17 protein-coding genes and 2 tRNA genes are annotated in these 22,625 nt (G+C 61.6%); 14 read left to right on the top strand and 5 right to left on the bottom strand.

From position 1 onward, the window contains the following. The 5 genes from MacB4_RS05995 (at position 1) to MacB4_RS05975 (ending at position 8,151) form a co-directional block, all read left to right on the top strand. On the top strand, positions 1 to 1,368 hold the full coding sequence (locus MacB4_RS05995; protein ID WP_206862984.1) for a sigma-54 dependent transcriptional regulator: 1,368 nt from the start codon (positions 1 to 3) through the stop codon (positions 1,366 to 1,368). Positions 1,369 to 1,525: 157 nt separating this feature from the next. After that, positions 1,526 to 3,142 carry an outer membrane beta-barrel protein gene (locus tag MacB4_RS05990; RefSeq protein WP_242529133.1) on the top strand — a complete coding sequence of 539 codons (1,617 nt, stop codon included), beginning with the start codon at positions 1,526 to 1,528 and terminating at the stop codon, positions 3,140 to 3,142. 129 nt (positions 3,143 to 3,271) lie between these two features. Continuing rightward, positions 3,272 to 4,846 (top strand): outer membrane beta-barrel protein, encoded by a 1,575-nt coding sequence (locus MacB4_RS05985; RefSeq protein ID WP_206862982.1) that lies wholly within the window; start codon positions 3,272 to 3,274, stop codon positions 4,844 to 4,846. A 26-nt stretch (positions 4,847 to 4,872) separates the two neighbouring features. Next, positions 4,873 to 6,492 (top strand): outer membrane beta-barrel protein, encoded by a 1,620-nt coding sequence (locus MacB4_RS05980; RefSeq protein ID WP_242529132.1) that lies wholly within the window; start codon positions 4,873 to 4,875, stop codon positions 6,490 to 6,492. Positions 6,493 to 6,906: 414 nt separating this feature from the next. Beyond that, on the top strand, positions 6,907 to 8,151 hold the full coding sequence (locus tag MacB4_RS05975; RefSeq protein ID WP_206862981.1) for an aspartate kinase: 1,245 nt from the start codon (positions 6,907 to 6,909) through the stop codon (positions 8,149 to 8,151). A 43-nt stretch (positions 8,152 to 8,194) separates the two neighbouring features. Here the strand turns inward: MacB4_RS05975 and MacB4_RS05970 are convergent, their stop codons facing one another. Then, a complete protein-coding gene (locus MacB4_RS05970; protein ID WP_206862980.1) occupies positions 8,195 to 8,803 on the bottom strand; it encodes a tol-pal system YbgF family protein in 609 nt (202 codons plus the stop codon). A 182-nt stretch (positions 8,804 to 8,985) separates the two neighbouring features. Here MacB4_RS05970 and MacB4_RS05965 point away from each other — a divergent pair. The 4 genes from MacB4_RS05965 (at position 8,986) to MacB4_RS05950 (ending at position 10,735) form a co-directional block, all read left to right on the top strand. Further along, positions 8,986 to 9,057 (top strand) — tRNA-Thr (locus MacB4_RS05965). Positions 9,058 to 9,276: 219 nt separating this feature from the next. Then, entirely contained in the window at positions 9,277 to 10,176 is a 900-nt protein-coding gene (locus MacB4_RS05960; RefSeq protein WP_206862978.1) for an NAD(+)/NADH kinase, read from the top strand. Further along, a complete protein-coding gene (locus MacB4_RS05955; protein ID WP_206862976.1) occupies positions 10,173 to 10,631 on the top strand; it encodes a PTS sugar transporter subunit IIA in 459 nt (152 codons plus the stop codon). Before MacB4_RS05960 ends, MacB4_RS05955 begins: the two co-directional genes overlap by 4 nt. Before the next feature lie 17 nt (positions 10,632 to 10,648). After that, positions 10,649 to 10,735, top strand: a tRNA-Ser gene (locus tag MacB4_RS05950). 139 nt (positions 10,736 to 10,874) lie between these two features. Here MacB4_RS05950 and MacB4_RS05945 read toward each other — a convergent pair. The 4 genes from MacB4_RS05945 to MacB4_RS05930 all read right to left on the bottom strand — a co-directional run bounded on the left by MacB4_RS05945 (position 10,875) and on the right by MacB4_RS05930 (position 18,241). Next, positions 10,875 to 12,167, bottom strand: coding sequence for an MFS transporter (locus MacB4_RS05945; protein ID WP_206862975.1), 1,293 nt, complete (start codon positions 12,165 to 12,167; stop codon positions 10,875 to 10,877). Between the two features lie 187 nt (positions 12,168 to 12,354). Beyond that, the gene (locus tag MacB4_RS05940) at positions 12,355 to 13,632 is read right to left on the bottom strand and encodes an MFS transporter (protein WP_206862974.1); all 1,278 of its coding nucleotides are present in this window, start codon (positions 13,630 to 13,632) and stop codon (positions 12,355 to 12,357) included. A gap of 182 nt (positions 13,633 to 13,814) precedes the next feature. After that, complete coding sequence (locus MacB4_RS05935; protein WP_242529131.1) at positions 13,815 to 16,226, bottom strand: cytochrome c3 family protein; 2,412 nt, start codon at positions 16,224 to 16,226, stop codon at positions 13,815 to 13,817. A 68-nt stretch (positions 16,227 to 16,294) separates the two neighbouring features. Next, the gene (locus MacB4_RS05930; protein WP_206862973.1) at positions 16,295 to 18,241 is read right to left on the bottom strand and encodes a tetratricopeptide repeat protein; all 1,947 of its coding nucleotides are present in this window, start codon (positions 18,239 to 18,241) and stop codon (positions 16,295 to 16,297) included. 221 nt (positions 18,242 to 18,462) lie between these two features. On the opposite strand from MacB4_RS05930, the gene trpC reads away from it, so the two are divergent. Genes trpC through MacB4_RS05905 form a run of 5 tightly spaced genes read left to right on the top strand, consistent with a single transcriptional unit; the run spans position 18,463 to position 22,581 of the window. Further along, entirely contained in the window at positions 18,463 to 19,275 is an 813-nt protein-coding gene (gene trpC, locus MacB4_RS05925; RefSeq protein WP_206862972.1) for an indole-3-glycerol phosphate synthase TrpC, read from the top strand. 17 nt (positions 19,276 to 19,292) lie between these two features. Continuing rightward, on the top strand, positions 19,293 to 19,907 hold the full coding sequence (locus MacB4_RS05920; protein ID WP_206862971.1) for a phosphoribosylanthranilate isomerase: 615 nt from the start codon (positions 19,293 to 19,295) through the stop codon (positions 19,905 to 19,907). Next, complete coding sequence (trpB, locus tag MacB4_RS05915) at positions 19,892 to 21,142, top strand: tryptophan synthase subunit beta (protein ID WP_206862970.1); 1,251 nt, start codon at positions 19,892 to 19,894, stop codon at positions 21,140 to 21,142. Before MacB4_RS05920 ends, trpB begins: the two co-directional genes overlap by 16 nt. Before the next feature lie 19 nt (positions 21,143 to 21,161). Then, a complete protein-coding gene (gmk, locus tag MacB4_RS05910; protein WP_242529130.1) occupies positions 21,162 to 21,851 on the top strand; it encodes a guanylate kinase in 690 nt (229 codons plus the stop codon). After that, a complete protein-coding gene (locus MacB4_RS05905) occupies positions 21,841 to 22,581 on the top strand; it encodes a flavoprotein (RefSeq protein ID WP_206862968.1) in 741 nt (246 codons plus the stop codon). The genes gmk and MacB4_RS05905 overlap by 11 nt, the downstream gene beginning before the upstream one ends. Positions 22,582 to 22,625 lie beyond the last annotated feature (44 nt).

Below are 22,625 nucleotides of genomic sequence, written 5' to 3'. Positions count from 1 at the left end.
ATGAACGAGCATCCTGGGCTGTTGATCGTGGATGACGAACGGAACGCCCGCGAGGGCCTCCGGCGCGCCTTCTCGGAGGAGTTTGAAACCTATACGGCCGAGGGTGTGGCCGCGGCCAAAAGCATTTTGGAAGACGAGGCGATTGATCTTGTCCTGCTCGATCTCCGACTGGGGAAGGAGTCAGGCCTGGATCTTCTCGAATTCAGCCGGAATCTGCCGACCTCTCCCGCATGCGTGATCATGACGGCCTACGGTTCGGTCGATAATGCGGTGGAGGCGATCAAGCGGGGGGCTTACGACTATGTCACCAAGCCTCTCGATCTTGGGAAGCTCGCCATCGTTCTGCGAAGGGCGGTCCGCTCTCGACAGGTGGAGACGGAGAATCAGAATCTGCGGGAGCAGCTCGGATGGAAATTCGGCTTGGAGCGGATCATCGGGAAGTCTGCGGCGATGATGCCCGTGGTCGAGAAGATCCGGCAGGTTGCGGGGAGCCGCGCGACCGTGCTCTTGGAAGGAGAGAGCGGGACGGGGAAAGAGCTGGCTGCTCACGCGCTGCACCTTGCCAGTCCACGTCGTGCCTATCCCTTCGTTGCCGTTCACTGCGCGGCGCTCTCTCCACAGTTGCTGGAAAGCGAGCTCTTCGGCCATGAGCGCGGAGCCTTCACGGGCGCCTTGGAAAAGAGAATCGGGCGCTTCGAGGAAGCCCAGCGGGGCACCATCTTCCTCGATGAGATCGGAGAGATCGATGCGACGACCCAGGTCAAGCTCTTGCGCGTGCTCGGCGAGAAGACGATTCAGCGAGTGGGGAGCAACAAGGCGATTTCTATCGACGTTCGCGTCATCGCGGCCACCAATCGTAACCTCGAACGGATGGTAACGGATGGGACCTTTCGGGAAGATCTGTTCTTTCGTCTCAACGTGGTGAGGATCGTCCTGCCGCCGCTCCGGGAGCGGAAGGAGGATCTGCCCCTCCTCTTTGAGGCTTTCATCGGGGAGTTCGCGCGGGAAAACGGCAAGCGAGTGAGCGGGCTGACCAAGGATGCGGAAAAGCTGCTCTGCCAGTACGACTGGCCGGGAAACGTCCGGGAGCTGCGCATGGCGCTCGAGCACGGGGTCGTGATGACGCAAGGATCTCTGATCACACGGGAGGACCTTCCGGAAAGAATTTGCGTTCCCTCCGCCCTTCGTGCGGCGCACGGCACGGCACCCGCGTCGATGACCCTGCGGGAGGCGGAAAAACAGTGGATTCTCCAAGCGCTCCACTCTTGCGGAGGCAATCGGAGCGAAGCCGCCCGGAAACTCGGCATCAGCCGAAAGACGCTTCTGCGCAAGATCGCTAGCGTACCCCTCGAAGACCGGGCCGTGTGAAGTCGAAGTTGCGACCAAGGGCGCTCAGGGCTGCAAAAAGCTAGCGGAGAGAGCCCACAACGGTTTTGATCGCCTGTTGATGCGGGTTGGCCCTCTTTTGATTCCCAGCCGGGTCCCGCCTCAGGGTAGATTCGCCCCCGTAGGGAGAAGATGCAAGGTGCAGCGGTTCCGGAACGGCGTCTTCACCGCGACCATCGTTGCCGCCTTGTTTCTTGTCGGCGCAGTGCCGCAGCCCCTCTTCGGTGCCACGGGCGGAGGAAGTGAGGGGGAGTTGGATCTGACGGCATCTCCCGGAACGGGCGATGAGGCGGAGGCCCAGCATCTCCAGCAGCTCTTGGAGCAGCAGGGAATGGCCGTGAGTACGCCCTCTCCCGGGGTGAAGCTGGGAGGCTATGTGGATAGCGCCTTTGAAATGAACTTCATCAACGCCCCGTCCTTCAACCAGGTGCCGCGCTTCGTTGCGCCAACCCCTGGAGGCGGAAGCCGGCTCGCCAGAGGCTATCCGCTTCTTCCGATGCGGCTGGCGGACGACGGCATTCCGGGTGGGGGCTTCAACCTCAACCAGCTCAAGCTCTGGGCAGAAAAAGGGCTGACGACGGAGAACCGCTGGGATGCCGGCTTTCGGATGGACCTCATGCTTGCCCAGGACGCCGCGCTCGGAGTGCCGGACTTCCTTTCCGGAACCGGCAGCGCGAACTCGACGGGATTGGGCTTCAACACGAGCGAGGTCTTCCTGGAGCAGGCCTACGTCCAGTTTCAAATTCCGATCGGCGACCGCAAGCTGGAAGTGCACGTCGGAAAGTTCGCGGCCCCGATCGGCCTGGAAGTCCTCGAGCGACCAGCAAACTTCAACATGACCTACGGCCTCTTCTTCAACAATGTCGAGCCGTTCGTGCTGGTGGGGACCCAGTTCCTCTTCCGGGTGGACGATTGCTGGGCCATCCGGGGAGGTGTGACCGACGGAGGGTTCAACACCGGGCGAGGGGGCTACCCTTTCTTCGGGATGGTCAACAACTCGATCAATAGCCTATCGAGCTTCCTGCTGACCTTCAATGTCGACTATACCTCTCCCGACAAGAGCTTTCTGTCGACCTATGGGATGCTCTATGGGCCCCATGGGACCAATCCGCCCGGCTTCGGCACATCACCGGGGATGGTGGGCAACACCTTCTATCCGGGTGCCTATGCGGCCGGGGACATCGTTTCGGGACCGTACAACTCTCCGGGAACGTACATGGAGCTCAATGATTATGGAATCTGGACCCCCCCCTTCGTCTACCGGAAGCGGCTGCAGTTCGCCTATGAGCTCATCGGCGGCTTCTACAACAATGCCGTCGCTCCAGCGGGAATCACGGGCTTGGGTCCGGCGACGGAAACCGCGCTGGGGATCTTTCCGCTTTTCCCGTATGCCGCCGGCTACGGAGGTCCGACCAACTGGCTGGGGGCCGGGCTTTATCAGATCTATCGATTCAATCCTCTCGTGAGCCTGATTCTGCGGGAGCAGTGGCTTCAGGCTTCCTGGAACAGCTATCTCGAAGGGATGATCGCGCCGACGAACATCTACAGCACAACGGTCACCCTCCGCTTCGACCTGGCCGATAACTTCATGGTGCGGACGGAGTATCGCATGGATTGGGGCAACAACATGATGAACTATTATGCGCCCGCAGACGGGATCCCGCCGGCCGATGTCGGACTCGCTGGCAACGGACTCGTGGGCTCTTCCAGCGGCCCCTTCTTTTTCGCGGGGCTCGAGGCGGTCTTCACCTTTTGAGACGAAGCCACGGATTTCCGGCGAAAAGCTGGCACACGTTTTGCTTTGTCCATGGACGGTTGAAGCCGGGGATGTCCTCGGTGAGTTCATGGTCGATCCGGTTTCTTGGACTGAAGGAGGACGAGGAGGATGAAATCGTTGAGGTACGGGCGGAGACTGGCGTATGCGGTCTCCGGACTTTCAGGGATCTTTTTGGGGATCTGGTTGGCCGGGTCGGCGCTCGCCGCGGAGGAATCCGCCAGCGCCAACGACACGAACGACACGAGCGGTACGAAGAAGAGCTCGCAGAGCTCGCAGGTAGCGGAGCTGATCAAGCGGTTGGAGGATCAGGGGATACCGGTACAGGCGAACACCAAGGGGATTGTCTTATCGGGGTATGTGGATGCGAGCTACACCTACAACGCGATCAACGCGCCATCGTTTAACCAGGTGCCTGGTTTTGCGGCGCCGGCGGGGTATGCGGGGCCGACCAATGCGGCGGGGCAGGCTTTAGGGTATCCGGCGATTCCGGGGCGGGAGCCGGTGGATGGGATTCCGGGCGGGGGCTTCAACATGAACGCCTTCAAGCTGGCCCTGGAGAAGCCGCTTACCGATGAGAACCGGTGGCAGGCGGGGTTTCGGGCGGATCTGATCGTGGGGCAGGACGCCTCGATTGGGGCTCCGGACACGATTGGGGGCTTGGGGACCAACGCCAGTTCGCTGGTGCTCTTCAACACCTCGAGCTTCTGGTTGGAGCAGGCCTACGTGGTCTTCCGGGTACCGGTGGGCAACGGGCTCGACATTCGGATTGGGAAGTTTGTCGATCCGGCGGGCTACGAGGTGGTGGAGCGGCCGGTGAACCTCGACTTCAGCTACGGGCTGCTCTTCAGCAATCTTTTGCCGACGACGCTCACGGGGATGCAGGCGATCTACCATTTTGACGACCAGTGGTCGACTCGCTTCGGGGTGGCCGACGGAGGCTTCGATGTCTCCCGTGGGGGCTACCTCTACAACGGTTATTTGAACAACACGATCGATAGCAACGATGCCTATCTGCTTTTTTGGAACGGGCAGTGGGAGGCCAAGGGGAAGAACGCGATCCTGAGCGCGACTGCGATGTACGGGTTCAACGGGGTCAATCCTCCGGGCTTCGGAGCCTCTCCGATCAATGGGGTAGCCCAGCCCTACGGCATCGCACAGGGGATTCGCGGAGAGGGGCCCTTCAACCAGAACAACGCCTTCTTCCTGGGCGATGTCTGGGGCTCCTGGGCCCCAAAGTTCGCCCACGACCGGCTCCTCCTGGGCTTCGAGTTGACCGGGGGCTTCTACAACAATGACGTGAGCTACGTCTCTCCCGCGGTCAGCGGATTGCCAATGGGCCTCTACAGCGGCCCCTCCAACTGGTATGGCGCCGCCCTCCACATGAAGTACCAGTTCAACTCGATCGTCAGCCTCTCCCAACGCGCCGAATGGATGCAGGCGGGCTGGAACAGCATCCTGGCCGGCCACAACGCCCCCACCGATATCTGGGAGTATACCGCCACCTTGGCCTTCGACCTCGCCGAGAACTTCATGATGCGGCTCGAAGGAAGAATCGACTGGGGCCTCGGTGTCATGGGCTACTACGGCTATCCCTACCAAGGCACTACCTCCCCAAGTGCCCTTCTCTACTCCGGCAACGGCCCCATCTTCCTCGGCGCCCTCGAATTCGTCTATAGCTACTAAGTCCACGCGCAGAAAGGAGGAGGAGGATGAAAAGAAGACTGTGCGGGAAGGGGATCGTGTGGGGTTTCGGGCTGCTTCTTCTGCCGCTGGGCTCTCTTTGGGCGGCGGACGAGGGTTCCTCAGGAGGAAGCACCCCCGAGCTTTCGGCCGGTTCTGCGGACGCTGGGTCACTCCAGGGGAGCCCCGAGGAGATGGAGCGACTGCAGAAGATGCTCGAAGAGCAGGGGATTGCGGCCACGCAAGCCCAGAACCCGGGGATCAAGCTGACTGGCTACGTGGAAGCGAGCTACACGTACAATCTGGTCAATGCCCCGTCCTTCAATCAAGTGCCCGTCATCGCGGCAAACCCTGCGATCTCCGGGGTGCCGAGGGGAACACCGCTTCCCTCCTATCCCTCCATGCCTCTCCGGTTCACCACCGACGGGATTCCGGGAGGCTCCTTCAACATGAACCAGCTGAAGGTGGCTCTGGAGAAAGCGCTCACGGACGAAAACAAGTGGCAAGCGGGCTTTCGGACCGACGTGATCTTTGGACAGGATGCGGCCTTGGGCGAACCTGACGCGGTCACGGGAAACGGCAGCTTCACCAATACCGGCATTGGCTTCAACTCCAGTGGCATCTTCCTCGAGCAGGCCTATGTGCAGTTCAAGGTGCCGATCGGAGATAAGAGCATCGAGTTCCACATTGGCCAGTATGCCTCGCCGATCGGGCTCGAGGTCATGGAGCGGCCGGCCAACTTCAACTTTAGCTATGGCATCCTCTTCAACAACTTCGAGCCATTTACGATGGTGGGAGGAGAGGGGATCTATAAGATCGACGACTGCTGGACGACGCGGTTTGGCGTGACCAACGGCGGATGGAACGTATCGCGCTCGGGCTATCCCTACTATGGGATGGTGAACAACATGATCAACAGCAGCAATAGTTACGTCTTCTGGAACATGTACGACTATGTCTCGAAGGATAAGCTCTTCCTCAATACTTTCGGGTACGCGGTGGCGCCCGACGGGGTCAATCCCCCAGGATTCGGCACTCGTCCGGGTGCTAACTATGCGGGGGCGTACGACATCGGCGGGGATATCGTTCCCTCTCCCTACAATGACAATGGCCTCTTCATGGAATTCAACGACTTCGGCACCTGGATCCCGAAGTGGGTCAAAGACCAGAAGCTGGAGTTCGCCTATGAGCTCGTCGGCGGATTCTCGAATGCCGCCGTGCTTCCGGCCGGGTTGCCCCAGATGGGCGCCTCGACGTTGGGCAGCCTGGGCGTCTTCCCCAGCGCGGGGCTCCCTCCGGGGGGCTACAATGGTTCGACCAGCTTCTTTGGCGTCGCGATCTATCAGATCTACAAGTTCAACAAGCTCTTCAGCATGGCGTGGAGGGAGCAGTTCGACCACACCAACTACAACCAGATCTTTAGCGCCTACCTCTTTCCCGCGGATATTTGGGACGTGACGGTCGACTGGCGGTTCGACCTCGCGGACAACTTCATGATCCGCATCGAGAATCGGATGGATTATGGCAAGGGATTCATGACTTATTATACTCCCGCTGAGGGCGTTGCGCCGACGAGCGGAAACGGCTTGGCCGCGCTAAGCAACGGACCCTTCTGGTTCTTCGCGCTCGACGTGGTCTATTCGTACTAGCTGCGGGGGAAGCAGAAAAAGTGTCGACGAGTTGAACGGAAGAGAAGGCGGTTGCGTCAAAGCTTACAGATACCTCGAACGAATCGTTTTCCTCCTCTGACGATTCCCGAGAGAGCGGCATGGGCGAGCCCATGCCGCTCTTTTTTTCCTCCCCTCCTCCGGCAAGTCATTCGCATTGCCTATCCTGCGGATTCGGCGTACCCTCCCGTAATTCGAGAGAAGCATTGCGCTCGGTGATTCAGAATCCTCCCGCTGCCCGTCTCCGCAGGCATGCCTTGGTTCGGCACCTCTCCTTCCGCCACAGCAGGCGGATCGGATGTCGAGGGAACGGACGAGCCCGGTTCTCGGAGATGCGATCGTGGATCGGGTCCCGAGGGATCCGGGCATCCGAGGCGAAGGGGTGGAGCTGCTGACATGGCGCTTGTCGTCCAGAAGTACGGCGGGACTTCGGTCGGCGATGTCGAACGCATCGACCGTGTGGCGGGCCGAATCGCCTCGCGTCATGGACGAGGAGACCGGCTCGTCATCGTGGTCTCCGCCATGTCCGGCGTCACCGACTCGCTTTTGCGGTTGGCGCGGCAGGTGCATCCGGATCCGATGGGGCGCGAGCTCGATCTCCTCTTGGCTACGGGAGAGCAGACGACGACGGCACTTCTCGCCATGGCGCTGCACGCCAAGAAGGTTCACGCGGTACCCTTGACCGGGGCGCAAGCGGGGATTGTCACGGACGGCTCGCACACCCGGGCCCGGATTCTGAATATCGGTCCAAAAAAGATTCATCAGCTTCTCGACGAAGGCTCCGTGGTGGTCGTGGCTGGCTTTCAGGGGCAGGATCTTCAAGGCAGCATTACCACGCTTGGGCGGGGGGGCTCCGACTTGACGGCGATCGCGTTGGCTGCTGCGCTCAAGGCAGACCTTTGCGAGATTTACACCGACGTGGAGGGCGTCTATACGGCGGATCCGCGCCTGGTGCCTACGGCCACGAAGCTCGACGAGATCAGCTACGACGAGATGTTGGAGATGGCAGCTGCGGGCTCGAAGGTCATGCAGAGCCGATCGGTCGAGTTCGCGAAGAAGTTTCGGGTGGTGTTTGAGGTCCGATCGAGTTTTTCCGAGGCGCGAGGGACGATGGTGAAAGCGGAAGCAAAATCAATGGAAGATGTCGTCGTTCGAGGAGTCAGCCTCGAGCGGAATCAAGCGAAGCTGACGATTCCGGCGGTTCCGGATCGCCCAGGAGTAGCGGCAAAGATTTTTTCGTCGGTTGCCGATCACGGCGTCTCGGTCGATATGATCGTGCAAAACGTCTCGGACCGTGGGCTAACGGATATCACCTTCACGGTGAATCGAGACAGCCTCTCGCGGGCGCTGCGCATCATCGAGCCGGCTGTGCAGGAACTCCAGGCGTCCGCCCCCCGAGCTCAGGAAGGGGTTGCCAAGCTCTCGGTCGTCGGGATCGGCATGCGTTCCCACAGCGGGGTGGCGGCGCGCCTCTTTCAGGCGCTGGCCGACGCCGGTGTCAATGTCCAGATGATCTCCACGAGCGAGATCAAGATCTCCGTTGTCATCGATGAGGATTCGGCAGAGCGAGCCGTTTGCGCGGTCCATGACGCCTTCGGGCTTTCCGGGCGAGCTTCGGCAGCGGAAGGAAATCGCGCCTGAGCCGCTCCGGGCTCGAAAAAGGAGGCGGCAGCTCTACGTCGGATTACGGCGGCAGCCGATCCTGAAGGTCCTGGACTTCTCCCTCGAAGCGGTTGACCGGTCTCCGCCGACGGATCGAATCCAGAAGCGCTTTTGCTGGAGCATACTGCTTTTGCTCGATGTCCAGCCGGGCGAGATTGATCTCCGCGATCAATCGGTAGGGATCGGTCGACTGCTCGTCGATCACCGTGCGGTAAGAACGAGCGGCTTCTTCCCGTTTCCCTTCGGCCTCCGATCCCACGGCTGTCCCCAAAAGGGCGGCGGGCCGAAGAGGGTGCTTGGGGTAGTACTCCACGAAGAGCCGAAAGCTCTTCGTCGCCGCTCCGTAGGCTCCCTCCTGAAACTGGGCTGAGGCGGTTTGCAGCAGCCAAAGGGCGCTCTGGGGCATGTTGCGGTGGCGTTCGATCAGTGCCAAACGCTCCGAGGAGTTCGTGACTCTGGCGTACGCGGAGGCGACCTCTCCCCAGTGGAGCCTCCGCGCATGCTTCTGCCAAGCGTAAATTCCGATCCCGGCGGCGATGGCCGCCACGAGAAGGAGCAGGGAGGCGACAAGGGGGAACCCGCCGCGAATTCCGTCCTCGAGCGGCGAAAAGGAGAGGCGCTCGTTCCGCATGACAGTGCCTATGAAGCCTTCATCGGCTCTGGCTGACAAGCGCGAAATCGGATGGGAAGAATGCTCGTGGGAGCCGTGGAAGGGGTCCGGAGAAGACATTCGAGTTGCGCAAGCCGCCGGATCTGCCGCATAGTTCTCTCCTCTCGCGCCATCCGTTCGAACAAGAAGGGGAGCAAAGCCACGCCGCTTTAGCTCAGAGGTAGAGCAACGCTTTCGTAAAGCGTGGGTCAAGGGTTCGAATCCCTTAAGCGGCTCCCAGAGACTCTCTCGGGTGGAGATCCCTGCTTCCGCGCGGTTCGAGCACGGACCTTCCGCGGGTTCCGCCGAGGTTGCATTCGGTCCGGCTTTTCCTTTACGGTGGCTTGCGACGGATCGGCTGCGGCGCTGGAGAGCAGGAGCGCACCTTGGGGACCGGCGTCCGGAAACGAGGGCGTATCCGTAGATATTCCAAAGACGAGGCGGGTGGGAAGCAGATGCTGCGGATCGGTGTGATCGCCAATCGCAAGAAGCCGGGGGCTCGGGCGCTGGCTCGGGAGATCCAGCAGTTTTCCGGCAAGCATGGCTTTCCTTTTCTCTGGGAAGAACAGACCGCGCGGCTCATCGGGGTAGCGGGGCGAGATCTGGCTCGCTTGATCGCGGAAGTCGATCTTCTGATCGTTGCGGGGGGCGACGGTTCCCTGTTGCGCGTGGTCCATGAGGTCTACCCGAATCCCGTGCCGATCCTCGGGGTGAACATCGGCGGCCTTGGATTTCTGACCGCGGTAACCCGGGAAGAAATTCTCGAAGCGCTCCCTGACTTGGCCGCAGGTCTGTTGCGTCACAGCCAACGTCTGGCCCTGGAAGTGCGGGGAGAGGTCGGAGGCCAGGAATTGCACATTCCTTGCGTGTTCAACGACGTTGTTTTCTTCCGGGGGAGCTCTTCCCACATGGCTCGGATCGAGGTTCTCGCGGGGGATCTGCCCGTTACAGAGTTTCAGGCTGACGGCCTCGTCGTGGCTACACCTACGGGTTCGACGGCTTATGCTCTTTCCGCGGGGGGTCCGATCGTTGTACCCGAGGCTCGAGTCTTTGGGCTGACGCCGCTCTGCCCTCACAGCCTGACCAATCGCACTCTGGTCTTTTCGGCCGATTCGCGCGTTCGGATGACGGTGCCGGAGCGAGCGATCCCTGTCCGATTGGAGTTCGACGGCCAATCGAGTGGGGTCCTGCACCATGGGGATTGGGTTGAGATCCGTGCCGCCCCGCATCCGGTCACGCTCGCCTTTCTGGCGCGCCGGGACTTCTTTCAAATTCTTCGGCAGAAGCTCCGTTGGAGCGGCGCGAGCGTGCCGACGCCGGGGCGGCAAGTGGAGACGGATCGGAGGCGGTCGTGAGGCTGGCCGAATGGATCAAGCCGGAAAGAGTCTCCTTGCACATTCGCGCCCGCACGTGGACCGACGCGATCCGCGAGGTGGCGGAGCTTTTGCGGGAAGCGCCGGAAATCGATGACTTTTCGGCGTTCCTGGAAGAACTGCTTACCGTCCAGGGCAGTGGACAGCTCTGGTTCGATAGCGAGGTCGGATTTCCTCACGTACGGAGCGACCATGTACGGAATCTCGTCGTGGCGGTCGGAAGAAGCACCGAGGGGGTGGTGCTTCAGGACGATCAGCCGGCGGTAAAGCTCGTCTTCGTCATCGGGGTGCCCAAGCAGTTTCATACGGACTATCTGATCGCCGTGGGGGCGCTGGCTCGCGTCGTTCACGAGGCGTCCTCCCGAGCCCGGCTTCTCCGGGTCAAGGATCCGGCGGAATTTGTCTCCCTGATTGCGGCGGAGGAGCAGAAGGTGTAAAGAGATGCAGTCGCCTCGGACAGGTGGCTGAGCGGTTTAAGGCACTCGACTCGAAATCGAGCGTGGGGGAAACCCCACCGTGGGTTCAAATCCCACCCTGTCCGCGCTTCCCTTTGCTTGCGCCTCCTTTCTCCGGCTTGCGGCGCGAGAGGGTAGGGGTAGCCCAGGGGAAAAGAACGGCATTCACCCGAATGGCAGGGGAAGGTCCAACGGCGCGTGGGATGAAGCGCCCATGGAAATCCCTTAGGACTCGGTGTCGGCCGAACGCAATGCGGGCAGGGCAGAGAGCAGAGCGAGGCTAAGCGCAAAGCAGACGAACGAGGCGAGCATTGGCGTGTGGAATGAGTGAAGACGCTGCGAAAGAAGACCGAAGACGAGAGGGCCCGATCCGGCGGCTAGGCGACCGAAGAGTCCCCATAGCCCGAAGTACTCGGCATGTTCGTTCTTCGGGGCGAGAATGCCGACTACGGCGCGGCTGACGGCATGCAGGGAGCCTCCGCCCATTCCCAGGATCGCGGAAACGGCATAGAAGGCGAGCTTGTCCTGGACGAAGTAAAAGCCGCCCATTCCCAGGAACCAGATCCAGACGATCAGCTGCAAGGTCCTCTTGGAACCGAGGGTATCCTCGATGAACCCGAAAAGGATCGCTCCGGCGCAGCCGCCGGTCTGGATGGCAAGAAGGAGAAAGACCGGCTCGTTGCCCGCAAGACCGATCTGCATCTCGCCGTAAAGGGCGGCCATCGCCATGACCATGGCCGCTCCGGTGGCGTAGAGCAGGAATGCACCGAAGAAGAGACGAAGGCGCGCCTCGCGGAAAAGCTTCGGGAAGGTGCGGGAGAGACGAAGCAGGGAAGCTTCCAGGGCACCCTTCCAATCCCGCTGCGCCGCGCACCCGCGTTCCCGCACGAAGAGGATCGTGGGAAGGCCCGCCGCACAGTAGATGCCGGCGGTCAAGAGAAAAATCAGCCGGATGGCCCCAGAGTTGGCGAGCGTAAATCCCGGGCTCATGAGCGGAGACGCAGCGACCACGCTGAGGAAGCCGCCCACGTTGCCGAGCGCCCTTGCCAGGCCCGATAGCCTGCCGATCTCTTGCGGGAGAGCGAGCTCGGGAAGAAAGCTCGCCGTGAGATTCTCTGCGAACGCATAACCAACCGATGCCGCCATGAACGCGATCAGGCTCGCCCAGACGTCACCTTCGCCCATTGCGGCGAGGCTGGCCGTGGAGAGGATGCATATGGCGTAGGAGAACGAGAGGATCCTTTTCTTTTTCCCGGTCACGTCGACCAGGGCCCCGAGCAGCGGAGAGATCACCCCAACGAGGGTTTGACAGACGAAGAGGGCGCAACCGAAGAGCCAGGTCGCATCGGTTCGATGCGCGCAGATGACGCGTAGAAAATAGGTGCCGAAGACCAGATCGACGATGAGGGTGTTAAATGCGGTGTTGGCAAAGTCGAAGAACGACCATGCCACCTTCTCGGCTCTGCTCGGGGGTGCCTGACGCAGTTGGGGAGAAAGGGCTTTCTCGGAAGCGTGCATGGAAAAACCGGTTTCAGGAGAAGGCCTGCCGCATTCGGGTGCTCTCGGGCCGGTCCACGACGGATCGGTGAGGGGAAGCCCACCAGGCCACCGCGTGATTGGTGGAACGGAAGTCGGTCATGGGATCAGTCTTGGGCGCCTCTTCGAGTAAGCGCTTGCTCGAGCTAACCGTGATCGGGAGACCCTGTCAAGGCATCGCGGGCGGGCGGGCAACGGCTGGCTGGGTGCGGTCCGATGGCAGAGCAAGGAGGATCAGGAAGCCCAAAGCGAAGCAGACCAAGGGGATGGTCATGGGTAGCCGGAAGGAATGAGTCGCCTGGAAGAGCACTCCGAAAAGAAGAGGCCCGACTGCGGCAGCGACCCGTCCGGTGACGAACCAGAGCCCGTAATATTGGGCTCGCGCCGTAGCCGGGGAGAGGAGTCCCATGACGGCACGGCTGACGGCGAAGAGGGATCCATTCCCGATCCCGACGAGAAAGGCCGTAGCCCAGAAGAGCGGTTTCGACTGCACGCAGACCAGAGCGACCGAAGAGACTACCCACACGAGGACGACGAGCTGTAGCGTCCGCGCGGAGCCGATCCAATCCTTGACCTTGCCCAGAAGGAAGGCCCCGACGCACGCCCCGCCCTGGACGGCGAGCAAGACCAGGTCCTGTTCGGTGTCCGCCATCCCGATCGCCATCTGCGCATAGATGGCCACGACGACCATTACGATGGTTGCGCCCGCGCCACAGAGAAGGGATGAGGCAAAGAAAGTTCGCAACGCTCCCGGGCGCACGACGTCGGGTACCGAGTCGCCCAGGCGGCGCGTGGCTTGTCGAAGGGCCTGTCCGAGATCGCCGGCAACGGCTTCCGTTCGCTCGCGTAAAAGTAGAAGTGCAGGGAGTCCCGCCAAGCCATAGATGAGGGTCGTCAGAGCCAGGGCGGTCTGGATGCGGCCTGCGTTGGAGACGGTGAAGCCCGAGGCAAGCAGAGGCGAGACCAGGAGCAAGTTGGCCAAGCTACCCAAGTTCCCCAAGGAACGCGCCCAGCCGGAGAGAGCGCCAAGAGAATCAAAGGTGGTGATCTCGGGCAAAAAGCCGGCCATGAGATTGTCGGCGAAGGAGAACGAGATGTTCGTGACGGCGAAGGTGATCAGGCTTGGCCAGACGTCTCCTTCTCCCATTCGCGCCAAGCTCAGCGACGAGAGGATGCAGACCGCATAGGCGGAGAAGAGCATTCGCTTCTTGCAGCCCAGGACGTCGGCCATGGCGCCGATCCAGGGAGAGGAAAGGGCGACAAAGGCTTGGGAGGCGAAGAGAGCCAGGGTCCATAGCCAGGTCGCATCGATCCGGTGGGCACAGATGACGCGAACGAAATAGACGGCGAAAACCAGGTCGACAATGACGGTGGTGAAGGAGGAACTGCCGATGTCGAAGCAGCTCCAGGCGAGCCGCTCCCACTTTCCGGCCCCCGACGGAGTCACTGTGCGGACTGCGGGAGATGGGGTGTTCCCGCAGGGGGAAGACTCATCGGAAACGGGGCGCGGACGGCGGACTTTAAAGCTCACCACGAAGTGAAAGCCACCATAGCATGATGGCGTCGTAGGCACGCCGAGAAAAACGCTTCCGTCCATCCAGGGATCGGCTGGTGAGCGCTCCGCGACTTCTACTTCCAGCCTTGGAGAACGACGTTCCGGGAGCCCCGGTACGGATACTTGCGCAAAAGCTCCTGTACCGGCAGCTTCTCGTCTCCCTCGCGCATGTAGTGCAAGAGAACGACCGATGCCCAGTAGTCGTCGGCGTAATCGGTTCCCGCCAGCAGGGTCGGCACCCCTTTCTGGTTGACGGTGTGGCAGGCGGCGCAACTGACGGGTCCGGCATACCGGCCGTCGGGAGAATACTGCAAGGCGGCCTGACGCGTAGTCAGGTCGACCGTATTTTCGTCTCCTTCGAAGCGGACCGGGTAGAGGCCGTGGATCGATTCATGGCAAGACTGGCAGGAGAGCGAGCCATGCGCCTTCGAGTATCGGTAGAGGGCATATTTGTGGGGTTGATCGATCGGAAAATACTTCCCGCCTTCGCTTTCGACGAAGGGGGCCGCGTGACAGGTAGCGCACTTGGGTTCGCTGGCGGAGAGCCACCAATCGCTTCCCCCCGAAGCGCTGTCGTACGAAACGGGCTCTCCTTCGCTCGCGTTCCACGGCAAGAGCTTGAGATGGCCTTCCTTATCCTTGGAAGCCTTGACGAGAGTGGCTCCCTTGTGGTCGGCGTAATAGGCGTAGACGGGGTTATTCCCGTTCCGAACCCTGGGATCGGCCATTTCCAGGAAGCGCTCGACCTCTCCACGGGCGACCTCGTTCCGGATCTCTTCTACGCTCTTGTTCCGTAAGGTCGTTCCCTTTTGCGAGACGACGTCGTCCAGGTCGTCTCGGGCATAGAGCTCGATCGAAAGCTGGTTGTGGCAATTCGTACAGGTCAGGCCCCTCATTTGACGGAGTGGCTTGTCGTTCTCATCCCGCAGGCTCACGTTCTCGAGATACCATTTGCCCAGGGAGTTGAGGAAGAACGGCGGCTGAACGTGCGGGTTGGTGTGGGCGTCTCTTCGCAAATAGCAGCCACCCCCCGCAATCCTCTGGTCGGACTCGGCGAACTTGTTGTTTCCGTAGGAGTCGGTGATCTGAAACGGGTTCGTGTCGAAGTCGTTCTTCTTCGGGTTCTGCCAGTGCGTCGGGTGGCAGGCCTGGCAGGAAACCGTTCTCCCCGCCTTGTCGTTCATATCGGCCAAGAAGGCCGCGTGGGCCGCATGAATCGACGGGGCGAGCGGCTTTGCTTTCGTCGTAGGATATCCGGTCGCTCCCGGGCGCGGTTCCTGGAGGTTGCCAGAGACATTGTCGCCATGGCAGTCGGCGCAGTTGACCGACCCGACGCTTCCGAGACGGTTCGAGGACGCATTCGGATTGTACTCCTTGAGGAATTGCGTCTGGAACATCTTGTCATGGATCTCGAGCAGGTTGATGGAGGAGGAAGAGAGCCTCGCCATATACTCGGACTCGTCGGGATAGTTTCTTTTCCAGTAATCGTATTCCTTCTCGAACAAGGTCATGCCCGCTTGCTTGGAGAGCTTCGCCCCCCGGCCATCCGAGGAGTGGCAGAGGACGCAGTTGGGAATGTCGACCGGGTTGGTGCCAAAGAACTGGACCGGTTTCCCGTCGGCGAGGATCGGCTTGCCCTCTTGGTCCCGTAGCTGAACGGTCGAATATTGGTAGGGTTGGAAATCTGCGTTGGTCACGCTCCGGATGGTGCCTTTCCTCGTCGAGTCGTAGAATGCCGTCAGGGGCAGGCCGAGCGCGTCCCAGACATTCGCCGCGGTCAGGGTCAAACGGACATTCTTCACATCCGGGATCAGGGAATCGGTGAAGACGATGTCCCCGCCTTGATCTCCGGCATAGTCGAGGTACCCTCCCGCAAGCGGCTTGCCCGAGGGGCCCGCATCGATGGGGATCTCGAGGTCCTTGCCGATGTGAATCCTCTTCTGGATCGACCAGTCCGGGGGCAGAGTCCCCTCGAGATCCTTGTAGATGAAGACATGCTCCCAGACGTAGTTGGCCATGTTGTCCCCGGGGTCGGACATGGTGCCGTTGCCGTTCACGTCCTTGAGGACCGACCAGTACTTCATCTTGTTGCCTTCCGAATAGCTGTTGTCGCGCAGGAAGTAGTAGAGCTTGACCTGATCGGCCGGGGAGAGCAGCTTCGGCCGCTTGCCGTTTCGGCCGGACTCGACCGCCTGGGCTTGAAAGGAGTTATACGGAGGGATGACGCAGCAGTAGGAGATGTCAAACCCCACGCAGTGCATCCCCAGCTCGTAGTTGATGAGGATGTTGTAGGGATTCTTCGGCTGGTAGGCCTTGAGGGTGAGGTGGGAAATCTCGTCCCGGACCTCGACCGGCTTTAGCTGGTCGAGCCGGAATGGGGGGTTCGGATCGTAACTCGCAACGTCGGCGCTAGCAGGCAGAACGAACGTCAGCCATAGCAACGGCAGAACCAAGCAGCCGGGTACCCGTACGTTCTGTGGGCACATAGTGCAACGCTCCCTGCGCGTTTGTCGCGATCATTGCGTTAGCCTCGAATAGATTGTAATGTCAAGAGCTATTCCAGGAATTTTTCGAGGCCGGCATCCTTGGGGAGCCCAAGGCTGAGGGCGTCCTGGTAGTGGCGCTTGGCGAGCTCCTTGGCAGGCGGCTTTTGCGTTGCGTAAATGACGGCAAGGTTGAAGTGGGCGTCCGCGTAGTTCGGATTGAGCTCAAGCGCGCGGCGAAGCTCCTTTTCTGCCGCCTCCTGCCATCCCTTCTTGGCGCAAGCGATCCCTAGATAGTTTCGGGTGCGGGGATCATTCGGATCGAGGACGATGGAGCGGGTGAGCATGGAGATGGCATTGTCATAGCGGCCCTGCTGGTAGTAGACGATGCCAAGAACGGAGTGGGAGAATGCGTCGTTCGGGTTGAGCTTGATGGCCTGCTGCAGCGCCTTGTCGGCGTCCTCGTAGCGGTTCTGCTGGAAGCGGACCACCCCTAGGTTTGCCCAGGCGAAGACGTTCCCTGGGTCCTTTTGCAGGATCTCATCGTAGACCTTGGCGGCTTCGTCATGGCGCTGCTCGTTGAAGTAACCCGCCGCCTGCTCCGCCAGCTTTCGGATCTCAGGGGAGAGGGAGGAGGCATTGTTGCCCTCGGACCCGGTGTCGGAAGCAACGACGCCGGAGCTCGGCTGGGATGCTGGGGAGGCTTCGGGCTTTGACTCGCCCGACGCGCGCGCCGGCGTTCCTCCCTCCATCGAAACCAGCTGTCCGGGCGGGTGGTCGTCCGAAGTGGCTGGAGAGGCCGCATCCAGATCCGAGGAGGACGGGCTCGCCTGCGTCGAGTCGGAGCTCTGCGGGAGGATGCCCATCTGCTTGGCCTTTTGCTTCAGGATGGCAGCAAACGCCTGCTTGTCCGAGCGCTCTTGAGGCGCGACCGTCGGGCTTTTGAGGAGCGCAAGCTCCTCTGGAGTCAGCGAGGCGAGCGGAGAAGAAAGAATCTCCAGCTGCCTTTGCACAAATTGGGAATCCACCTTGAGGGATTGAAGCTCCTCGGTGACGAGCTTCTTCGCCATTTCGCGGCGAGCCTGCTCCTGGAGCTGTCGGTTGATGATGCCCCGCAGGATCTCGTTTTCCTTTTTCAGCTGCTCGTTCCCGGAGGAGGCCAAAAATTGGCGCGCCGATTCGGCGAGCCGCTGCTGCGCGGTTTCCAGCTGGGACTTCAGGGAGCTTGCCGTCGTCCGGAAGATCTGGTTTTCCCGCTCGAGGACGGCGAGCTGCTCCTGCACTCCTTTGAGCTGGTCGCGGATGCCGACTACCGCATTCTCATCATTGCCGGTCTGAAGGGCCCGGATCTTTCCTTCCGTCTGTGCAAGCTGCGCTTTGAGTGCATTGTTTTCCTGCAGGACCGCGGCGATCCGCTCCTCCACGTTCGAGGACTGGGCGATGGCCAGCTCCTTGCGGGCGCTCTGGAGCCGCTCGCGCAGGGATCCCGCCTCCGAAACCGCCGCCTGCAGCTGGGACTTCGTCGAGGTCAACTCGCTTTCGAGCTGGGAGATTCTGCTGCGCAAGAGGAAAAGCTGCCGGTTGCCGCTACCCTCGCCGGAGGCGGCCCCGCTATTCGCGGAAGCGGTATGGCTCCCTCCCAGGCCTCCCGACCCATCCCGCGCCGCCGATGAGGGGGCTGTGCCGGCTCTTTCCGGCTGTGTGACCTCGGACTCGGAGGCTCCCTTCTTGCGGGTATCCTCACAGAGGGCAAGCTTGCCGCGAACGTAGCGAAGGCGGAACGCGACGATGGAAGGCTCCCAGTCGGGATTGTTTTTCTTGAGCAGCTCGAGCTTTCTTTCGACGTCCAGGTACTTCGAATGGGCGGCGACCCCATCCCCCTTCTTTTCCAATTGCTCCGCCTCTTGCAGGCTCAGGTAGGCTTGTAAAAACTGATCCTGCGGCGGGTAGGCCGCACGAGCCGGAAAGGCGATCGCCAAGAGCAGGCAAGCGACGCCAACTCGCAGAGAGAGGCGCATGAGTCCGGGATTGTGGCTTTCGGATGCGTAAAAAGTCAACAGTCTTTCATTAATAGCCTGTTTGCGTGGGATTTGTAGAGCCTTGAGAGGGCCCATTGCGCCCGCCGGTGATCGCTCACGAACGCCTTGCCCGGGAAGCGCTCGACCGTCATATTGCGCTGGAGGAACCGGTGGCGCGCAGAGCAAGATCCAGCGCTGAAGAACGGGAGGGCCAAGGAAGGATGCAAGACAGGCTGCAGCAAATCCTGCTGCGGAAACGAGCGGAAATCGCGGATCTCGGCTCGGATCTGGAACGGATGCGGCGGGAGGCGCGTCCTTCGAGTCGTCGCTTGCGCTCGATGGCGCGTGCGCTCAAGAAGAGGGAGTGCGTAACCCTGATCGCCGAGGTCAAGCGGGCTTCTCCTTCGGCGGGGCCCATCGCGCCCGATTGCGATCCGATCCAGCAGGCGCTCTGCTACGCCGATGCCGGTGCGGAGGCGATCAGCGTTCTCACCGACGCGCCCTTCTTTTCTGGATCCCTGGAAGATCTCCGCCAGGTCCGGGCCGCGGTCGATCTGCCGCTTTTGCGTAAGGACTTCATCCTTTCGCCAGTGCAGCTTTATCAGAGTGTGCTCATGGGAGCGGATGCGGTGCTGCTGATCGTGGCGGCATTGTCGCCGCCCGAGCTGCGCGACCTGCATGCCCTCGCGCTCGATTTGGCGTTGGAACCTCTTGTCGAAGTGCACGATCCAGCCGAGCTCGACCGGGCCCTCTCGATCGATGCGAAGCTGATCGGAATCAACAATCGGAATCTCCATACGTTCTCGATCGACCTGGCGGCGACGGAGCGGCTCGTGGGCTCCATACCGGAAGATCGGGTAGCCGTCAGCGAGTCCGGAATCGTTTCTGGAAATCAGGCTGGGCACTTCCGGTCCCTGGGCGTCGATGCCATTCTCGTCGGGGAGGCCCTGATGCGGTCTGCGAATCCGAAAGCGAAAGTGGCGGAGCTCCGGAGGGGAGCGGGGGAGAAGGGGGAGCGGCGGCCTCCGAGGTAGCACCGAGCGTTCTGCGCATGCCGGTTCGAGTCAAAATTTGCGGAATCACCTCGCTCGAGGACGCTCGGATGGCGATCGACGCCGGGGCCGATGCTCTCGGATTCGTCCTCTATCCCGGGAGCCCGCGGTACGTGACTCCGGCGGACGCCGCGGAGATCCTCGAGGCGCTTCCGCCCTTCGTGGAGCGCGTGGCCGTTCTCGTCAATCCTGGTGCCGGTGAGATCAAACGGATCGAATCGGCGGCCGGCTTCAGCTCGTGGCAGCTGCATGGGGCCGAAAGCGCGGAATTTTGCGCATCACTTCGGCCTCGGCGGATCATCAAGGCCCTCCGTCCACCATGGCCGAGCAGCGCGGAATTCCACTTTCCTTCCGCGGCGCTGCTTCTGGATAGTCCGTCTTCCGCCTGGGGCGGAACCGGCCGCACACTCGATTGGTCTCTCGCCCGAAGGTTTGCGGAGAGGGTGCGTCAGCCTGTGATCCTCTCCGGAGGGTTGACTCCTGAGAATGTCCCGGAAGCCATCGAGCGCACCCATCCGTTCGGGGTGGACGTGGCCAGCGGGGTCGAGCTTGCTCCTGGCAAAAAGGATCCGAAGCGTGTATGGGAATTTGTACGAAGATGCAAGGATCTCTAGCCAGCCTTCCGGACCTCGGAGGTCATTTCGGTTCCTATGGAGGAAGGTTTGCGCCGGAGTCTCTGGTGGCGGCCCTGGCCGAGCTCGAGGAAGTCTACCGTGTCGCCAAGGAGGATCCGGCCTTCCGGGAGGGGCTGGACCATCTGCTCCGGACGTTTGCGGGCAGGCCCACCCCCGTTACCTTCGCCGAGCGCCTGACGGAAAGGCTTGGAGGCGCACGCATCTATCTCAAGCGGGAGGATCTTCTCCATACCGGGGCGCACAAGATCAACAACACTCTTGGCCAGGCCCTCTTGGCCGTGCGGATGGGGAAGAAGCGCGTCATTGCCGAGACCGGAGCCGGTCAGCACGGGGTGGCCACGGCGACTGTCTGCGCCCGGTTCGGACTTGCTTGCTCCATTTACATGGGCGAGGTGGACATGGAGCGTCAGGCCCTGAATGTCGCCCGCATGGAGATTCTCGGCGCAGAGGTGGTCGCGGTGCGGGGGGGGCAGCGTACTCTCAAGGAGGCGGTCAACGCCGCGATGCGCGATTGGGCCGCGACAGTGCGCTCGACTCACTACATCCTCGGCTCGGCGCTGGGCCCACATCCGTTTCCGACGTTGGTCCGGGACTTTCAAAGCGTCATCGGCCGGGAGGCGCGGCAACAGATCCTCGAGAGCGCGGGAAGGCTTCCCGACGCCGTAGTGGCTTGCGTGGGGGGAGGGAGCAACGCCATCGGGATCTTTCATGGGTTCCTCGACGATCCAGAGGTTCGTCTCATCGGGGTGGAGGCCGGGGGCCGGAGTCCCCGACTGGGAGATCATGCCGCCCGCTTCTCGGCCGGGAGCGTCGGGGTGCTGCAAGGAACCAGGACGTATGTCCTGCAGGACGACGAAGGACAGATTGCGCTGACTCACTCGATCTCGGCGGGGCTGGACTACGCGGCGGTCGGCCCCGAGCATGCCTACCTGCGGGAGATCGGAAGGGCGGAGTATACGGCCGCGAGCGATCAGGAAGCCCTGGAGGCGTTCTTCCTGCTGGCGCGCACCGAAGGCATCATCCCCGCACTCGAAAGCGCCCATGCGATCGCGCATGCCATTCGCCTGGCCAAGCAGCTTCCTCCCGACGCGGTGCTCCTGGTCAATCTCTCGGGCCGCGGCGACAAGGATGTCGAGCAGGTGGTCCGGATGGAGAGCGAGCGAGGCTCTGGCGGGAGCGGCGGCTTTGGAACGAGGGAGGCCGCCCTGCTTTGAAACCGAGCCCGAGAAGGAAGTGAGATTTTCCCGGGGCGATCCGAAAAGAGTCGAGTCGGTGGAAGAGATCATGCCATTCGTCAAGGGAGAGGAGGCCGCTGCATTTCGCAGAGAAGGGATTCTCTTCGTCATCTCGGCGCCCTCCGGGACGGGCAAGAGCACGCTTTGCGAAAATTTGCGCCGCACACCCGACTTCGTCTTTTCGATCTCCTGTACGACCCGGCAGCCTCGGCCGGGAGAAGTGGATGGGGAGGACTACTTTTTTCTCGATGACCGACAGTTTTTTGAGAAGGTCGCGGCAGGGGAGTTCCTGGAGTACGCCAGGGTGCATGGTTGCTGGTACGGGACCTTGCGAGGGACGGCGATCGATGCCCTGTCCGAAGGGAAGGATGTCCTCTTGGACATTGATGTTCAGGGGGCCAGGAATATTCGCAGCCAGGAGGACCCTCGGTTGAAATCGTCCCTCGTCGATGTCTTCATCATGCCCCCGACCTTCACCGAGCTGGAGCGGCGGCTGAGGAAGCGTGGAACGGAAAACGAAAAGGAGATTGCGCGAAGGCTGGAGCGAGGCCGGGAAGAGATGAAGGCGTGGAAGGAGTTCAAGTACACGATCCTCTCGGGCTCGGTGGAGGAGGACCTGACGAAGTTTCGCGCCATCATGCGAGCCGAGCGATATCTGAGCCGCAGGCTGACGTTGTATGGAGAATGACGGACCTACCGTTCTTCTCGGCGTGACTGGATCGATCGCCGCATTTCGCTCGATCGATCTAGCCAGCCGGCTGACGCAGGGGGGATACCGCGTCGACGTCGTGTTGACCGTGGCGGCTTGCCATTTCGTCCGTCCCCTGTCGTTCGAAGCGGTAACCCGCCGTCCCGCCTACACCGATGACAGCCCTGGAATGCTCGGGAGTCGGGCCGTTCATATCGAGTTGGCAGAGCGGGCACGAGTCGTGCTCATTGCCCCCGCGACCGCGGACCTGATCGGTCGATATGCGTGCGGCTTGGCTCCCGATCTCCTCTCCTCCCTGCTTCTCGCCACCACAGCGCCGGTTGTGCTCGCTCCGGCCATGAATACCCAGATGTGGAGCCACCCGGCGGTTCGCGACAACCTCGCTCTGCTCCAAAGGCGGGGTGTGCGCTGGATTGGTCCGGAGTCGGGGCTTCTCTCGTGCGGAGCCGAGGGCCCCGGACGACTCTGGCCCGTCGACCGGCTCTACGCCGCGGTCGAGGAGCTTTGGCCTTCCGCCGCCGCTTCGAGGATCGCACCGCCGCCCGCAGGGAAGGAGCTTGCCCTTCCCGAACGGGGAACGATTGCGTTGTCTGAGCAGAAAGGAAAGGAGGTGAACGAGATGACGGAAAAGAAGAAGGTGGCCAAAAAGCCGGCGGCCAAGAAGGTCGAAAAGAACAGCAAGAAGGGGCAGGCCGCGAAGAAGCGGTAGAAAAGAGTCCGCGGGTACGGAACAGAAAGTCGCCCCTCGGTGCG

The organism is Methylacidimicrobium sp. B4, from assembly GCF_017310545.1.
Lineage (GTDB): Bacteria > Verrucomicrobiota > Verrucomicrobiia > Methylacidiphilales > Methylacidiphilaceae > Methylacidimicrobium.
Note: the sequence above shows the minus strand (reverse complement) of the source record. Positions and strands in the feature narration are given on the sequence as shown.

What these genes read in the sequence shown, in the direction of transcription:
- MacB4_RS05995 (WP_206862984.1), top strand. Translation starts at nt 1, where the DNA reads ATGAACGAGCATCCTGGGCTGTTGATCGTGGATGACGAACGGAACGCC.
- MacB4_RS05985 (WP_206862982.1), top strand. Translation starts at nt 3,272, where the DNA reads ATGAAATCGTTGAGGTACGGGCGGAGACTGGCGTATGCGGTCTCCGGA.
- MacB4_RS05980 (WP_242529132.1), top strand. Translation starts at nt 4,873, where the DNA reads ATGAAAAGAAGACTGTGCGGGAAGGGGATCGTGTGGGGTTTCGGGCTG.
- MacB4_RS05975 (WP_206862981.1), top strand. Translation starts at nt 6,907, where the DNA reads ATGGCGCTTGTCGTCCAGAAGTACGGCGGGACTTCGGTCGGCGATGTC.
- MacB4_RS05970 (WP_206862980.1), bottom strand. Translation starts at nt 8,803, where the DNA reads ATGCGGAACGAGCGCCTCTCCTTTTCGCCGCTCGAGGACGGAATTCGC.
- MacB4_RS05960 (WP_206862978.1), top strand. Translation starts at nt 9,277, where the DNA reads ATGCTGCGGATCGGTGTGATCGCCAATCGCAAGAAGCCGGGGGCTCGG.
- MacB4_RS05945 (WP_206862975.1), bottom strand. Translation starts at nt 12,167, where the DNA reads ATGCACGCTTCCGAGAAAGCCCTTTCTCCCCAACTGCGTCAGGCACCC.
- MacB4_RS05935 (WP_242529131.1), bottom strand. Translation starts at nt 16,226, where the DNA reads ATGTGCCCACAGAACGTACGGGTACCCGGCTGCTTGGTTCTGCCGTTG.
- MacB4_RS05930 (WP_206862973.1), bottom strand. Translation starts at nt 18,241, where the DNA reads ATGCGCCTCTCTCTGCGAGTTGGCGTCGCTTGCCTGCTCTTGGCGATC.
- trpC (WP_206862972.1), top strand. Translation starts at nt 18,463, where the DNA reads ATGCAAGACAGGCTGCAGCAAATCCTGCTGCGGAAACGAGCGGAAATC.
- MacB4_RS05920 (WP_206862971.1), top strand. Translation starts at nt 19,293, where the DNA reads ATGCCGGTTCGAGTCAAAATTTGCGGAATCACCTCGCTCGAGGACGCT.
- trpB (WP_206862970.1), top strand. Translation starts at nt 19,892, where the DNA reads ATGCAAGGATCTCTAGCCAGCCTTCCGGACCTCGGAGGTCATTTCGGT.
- MacB4_RS05905 (WP_206862968.1), top strand. Translation starts at nt 21,841, where the DNA reads ATGGAGAATGACGGACCTACCGTTCTTCTCGGCGTGACTGGATCGATC.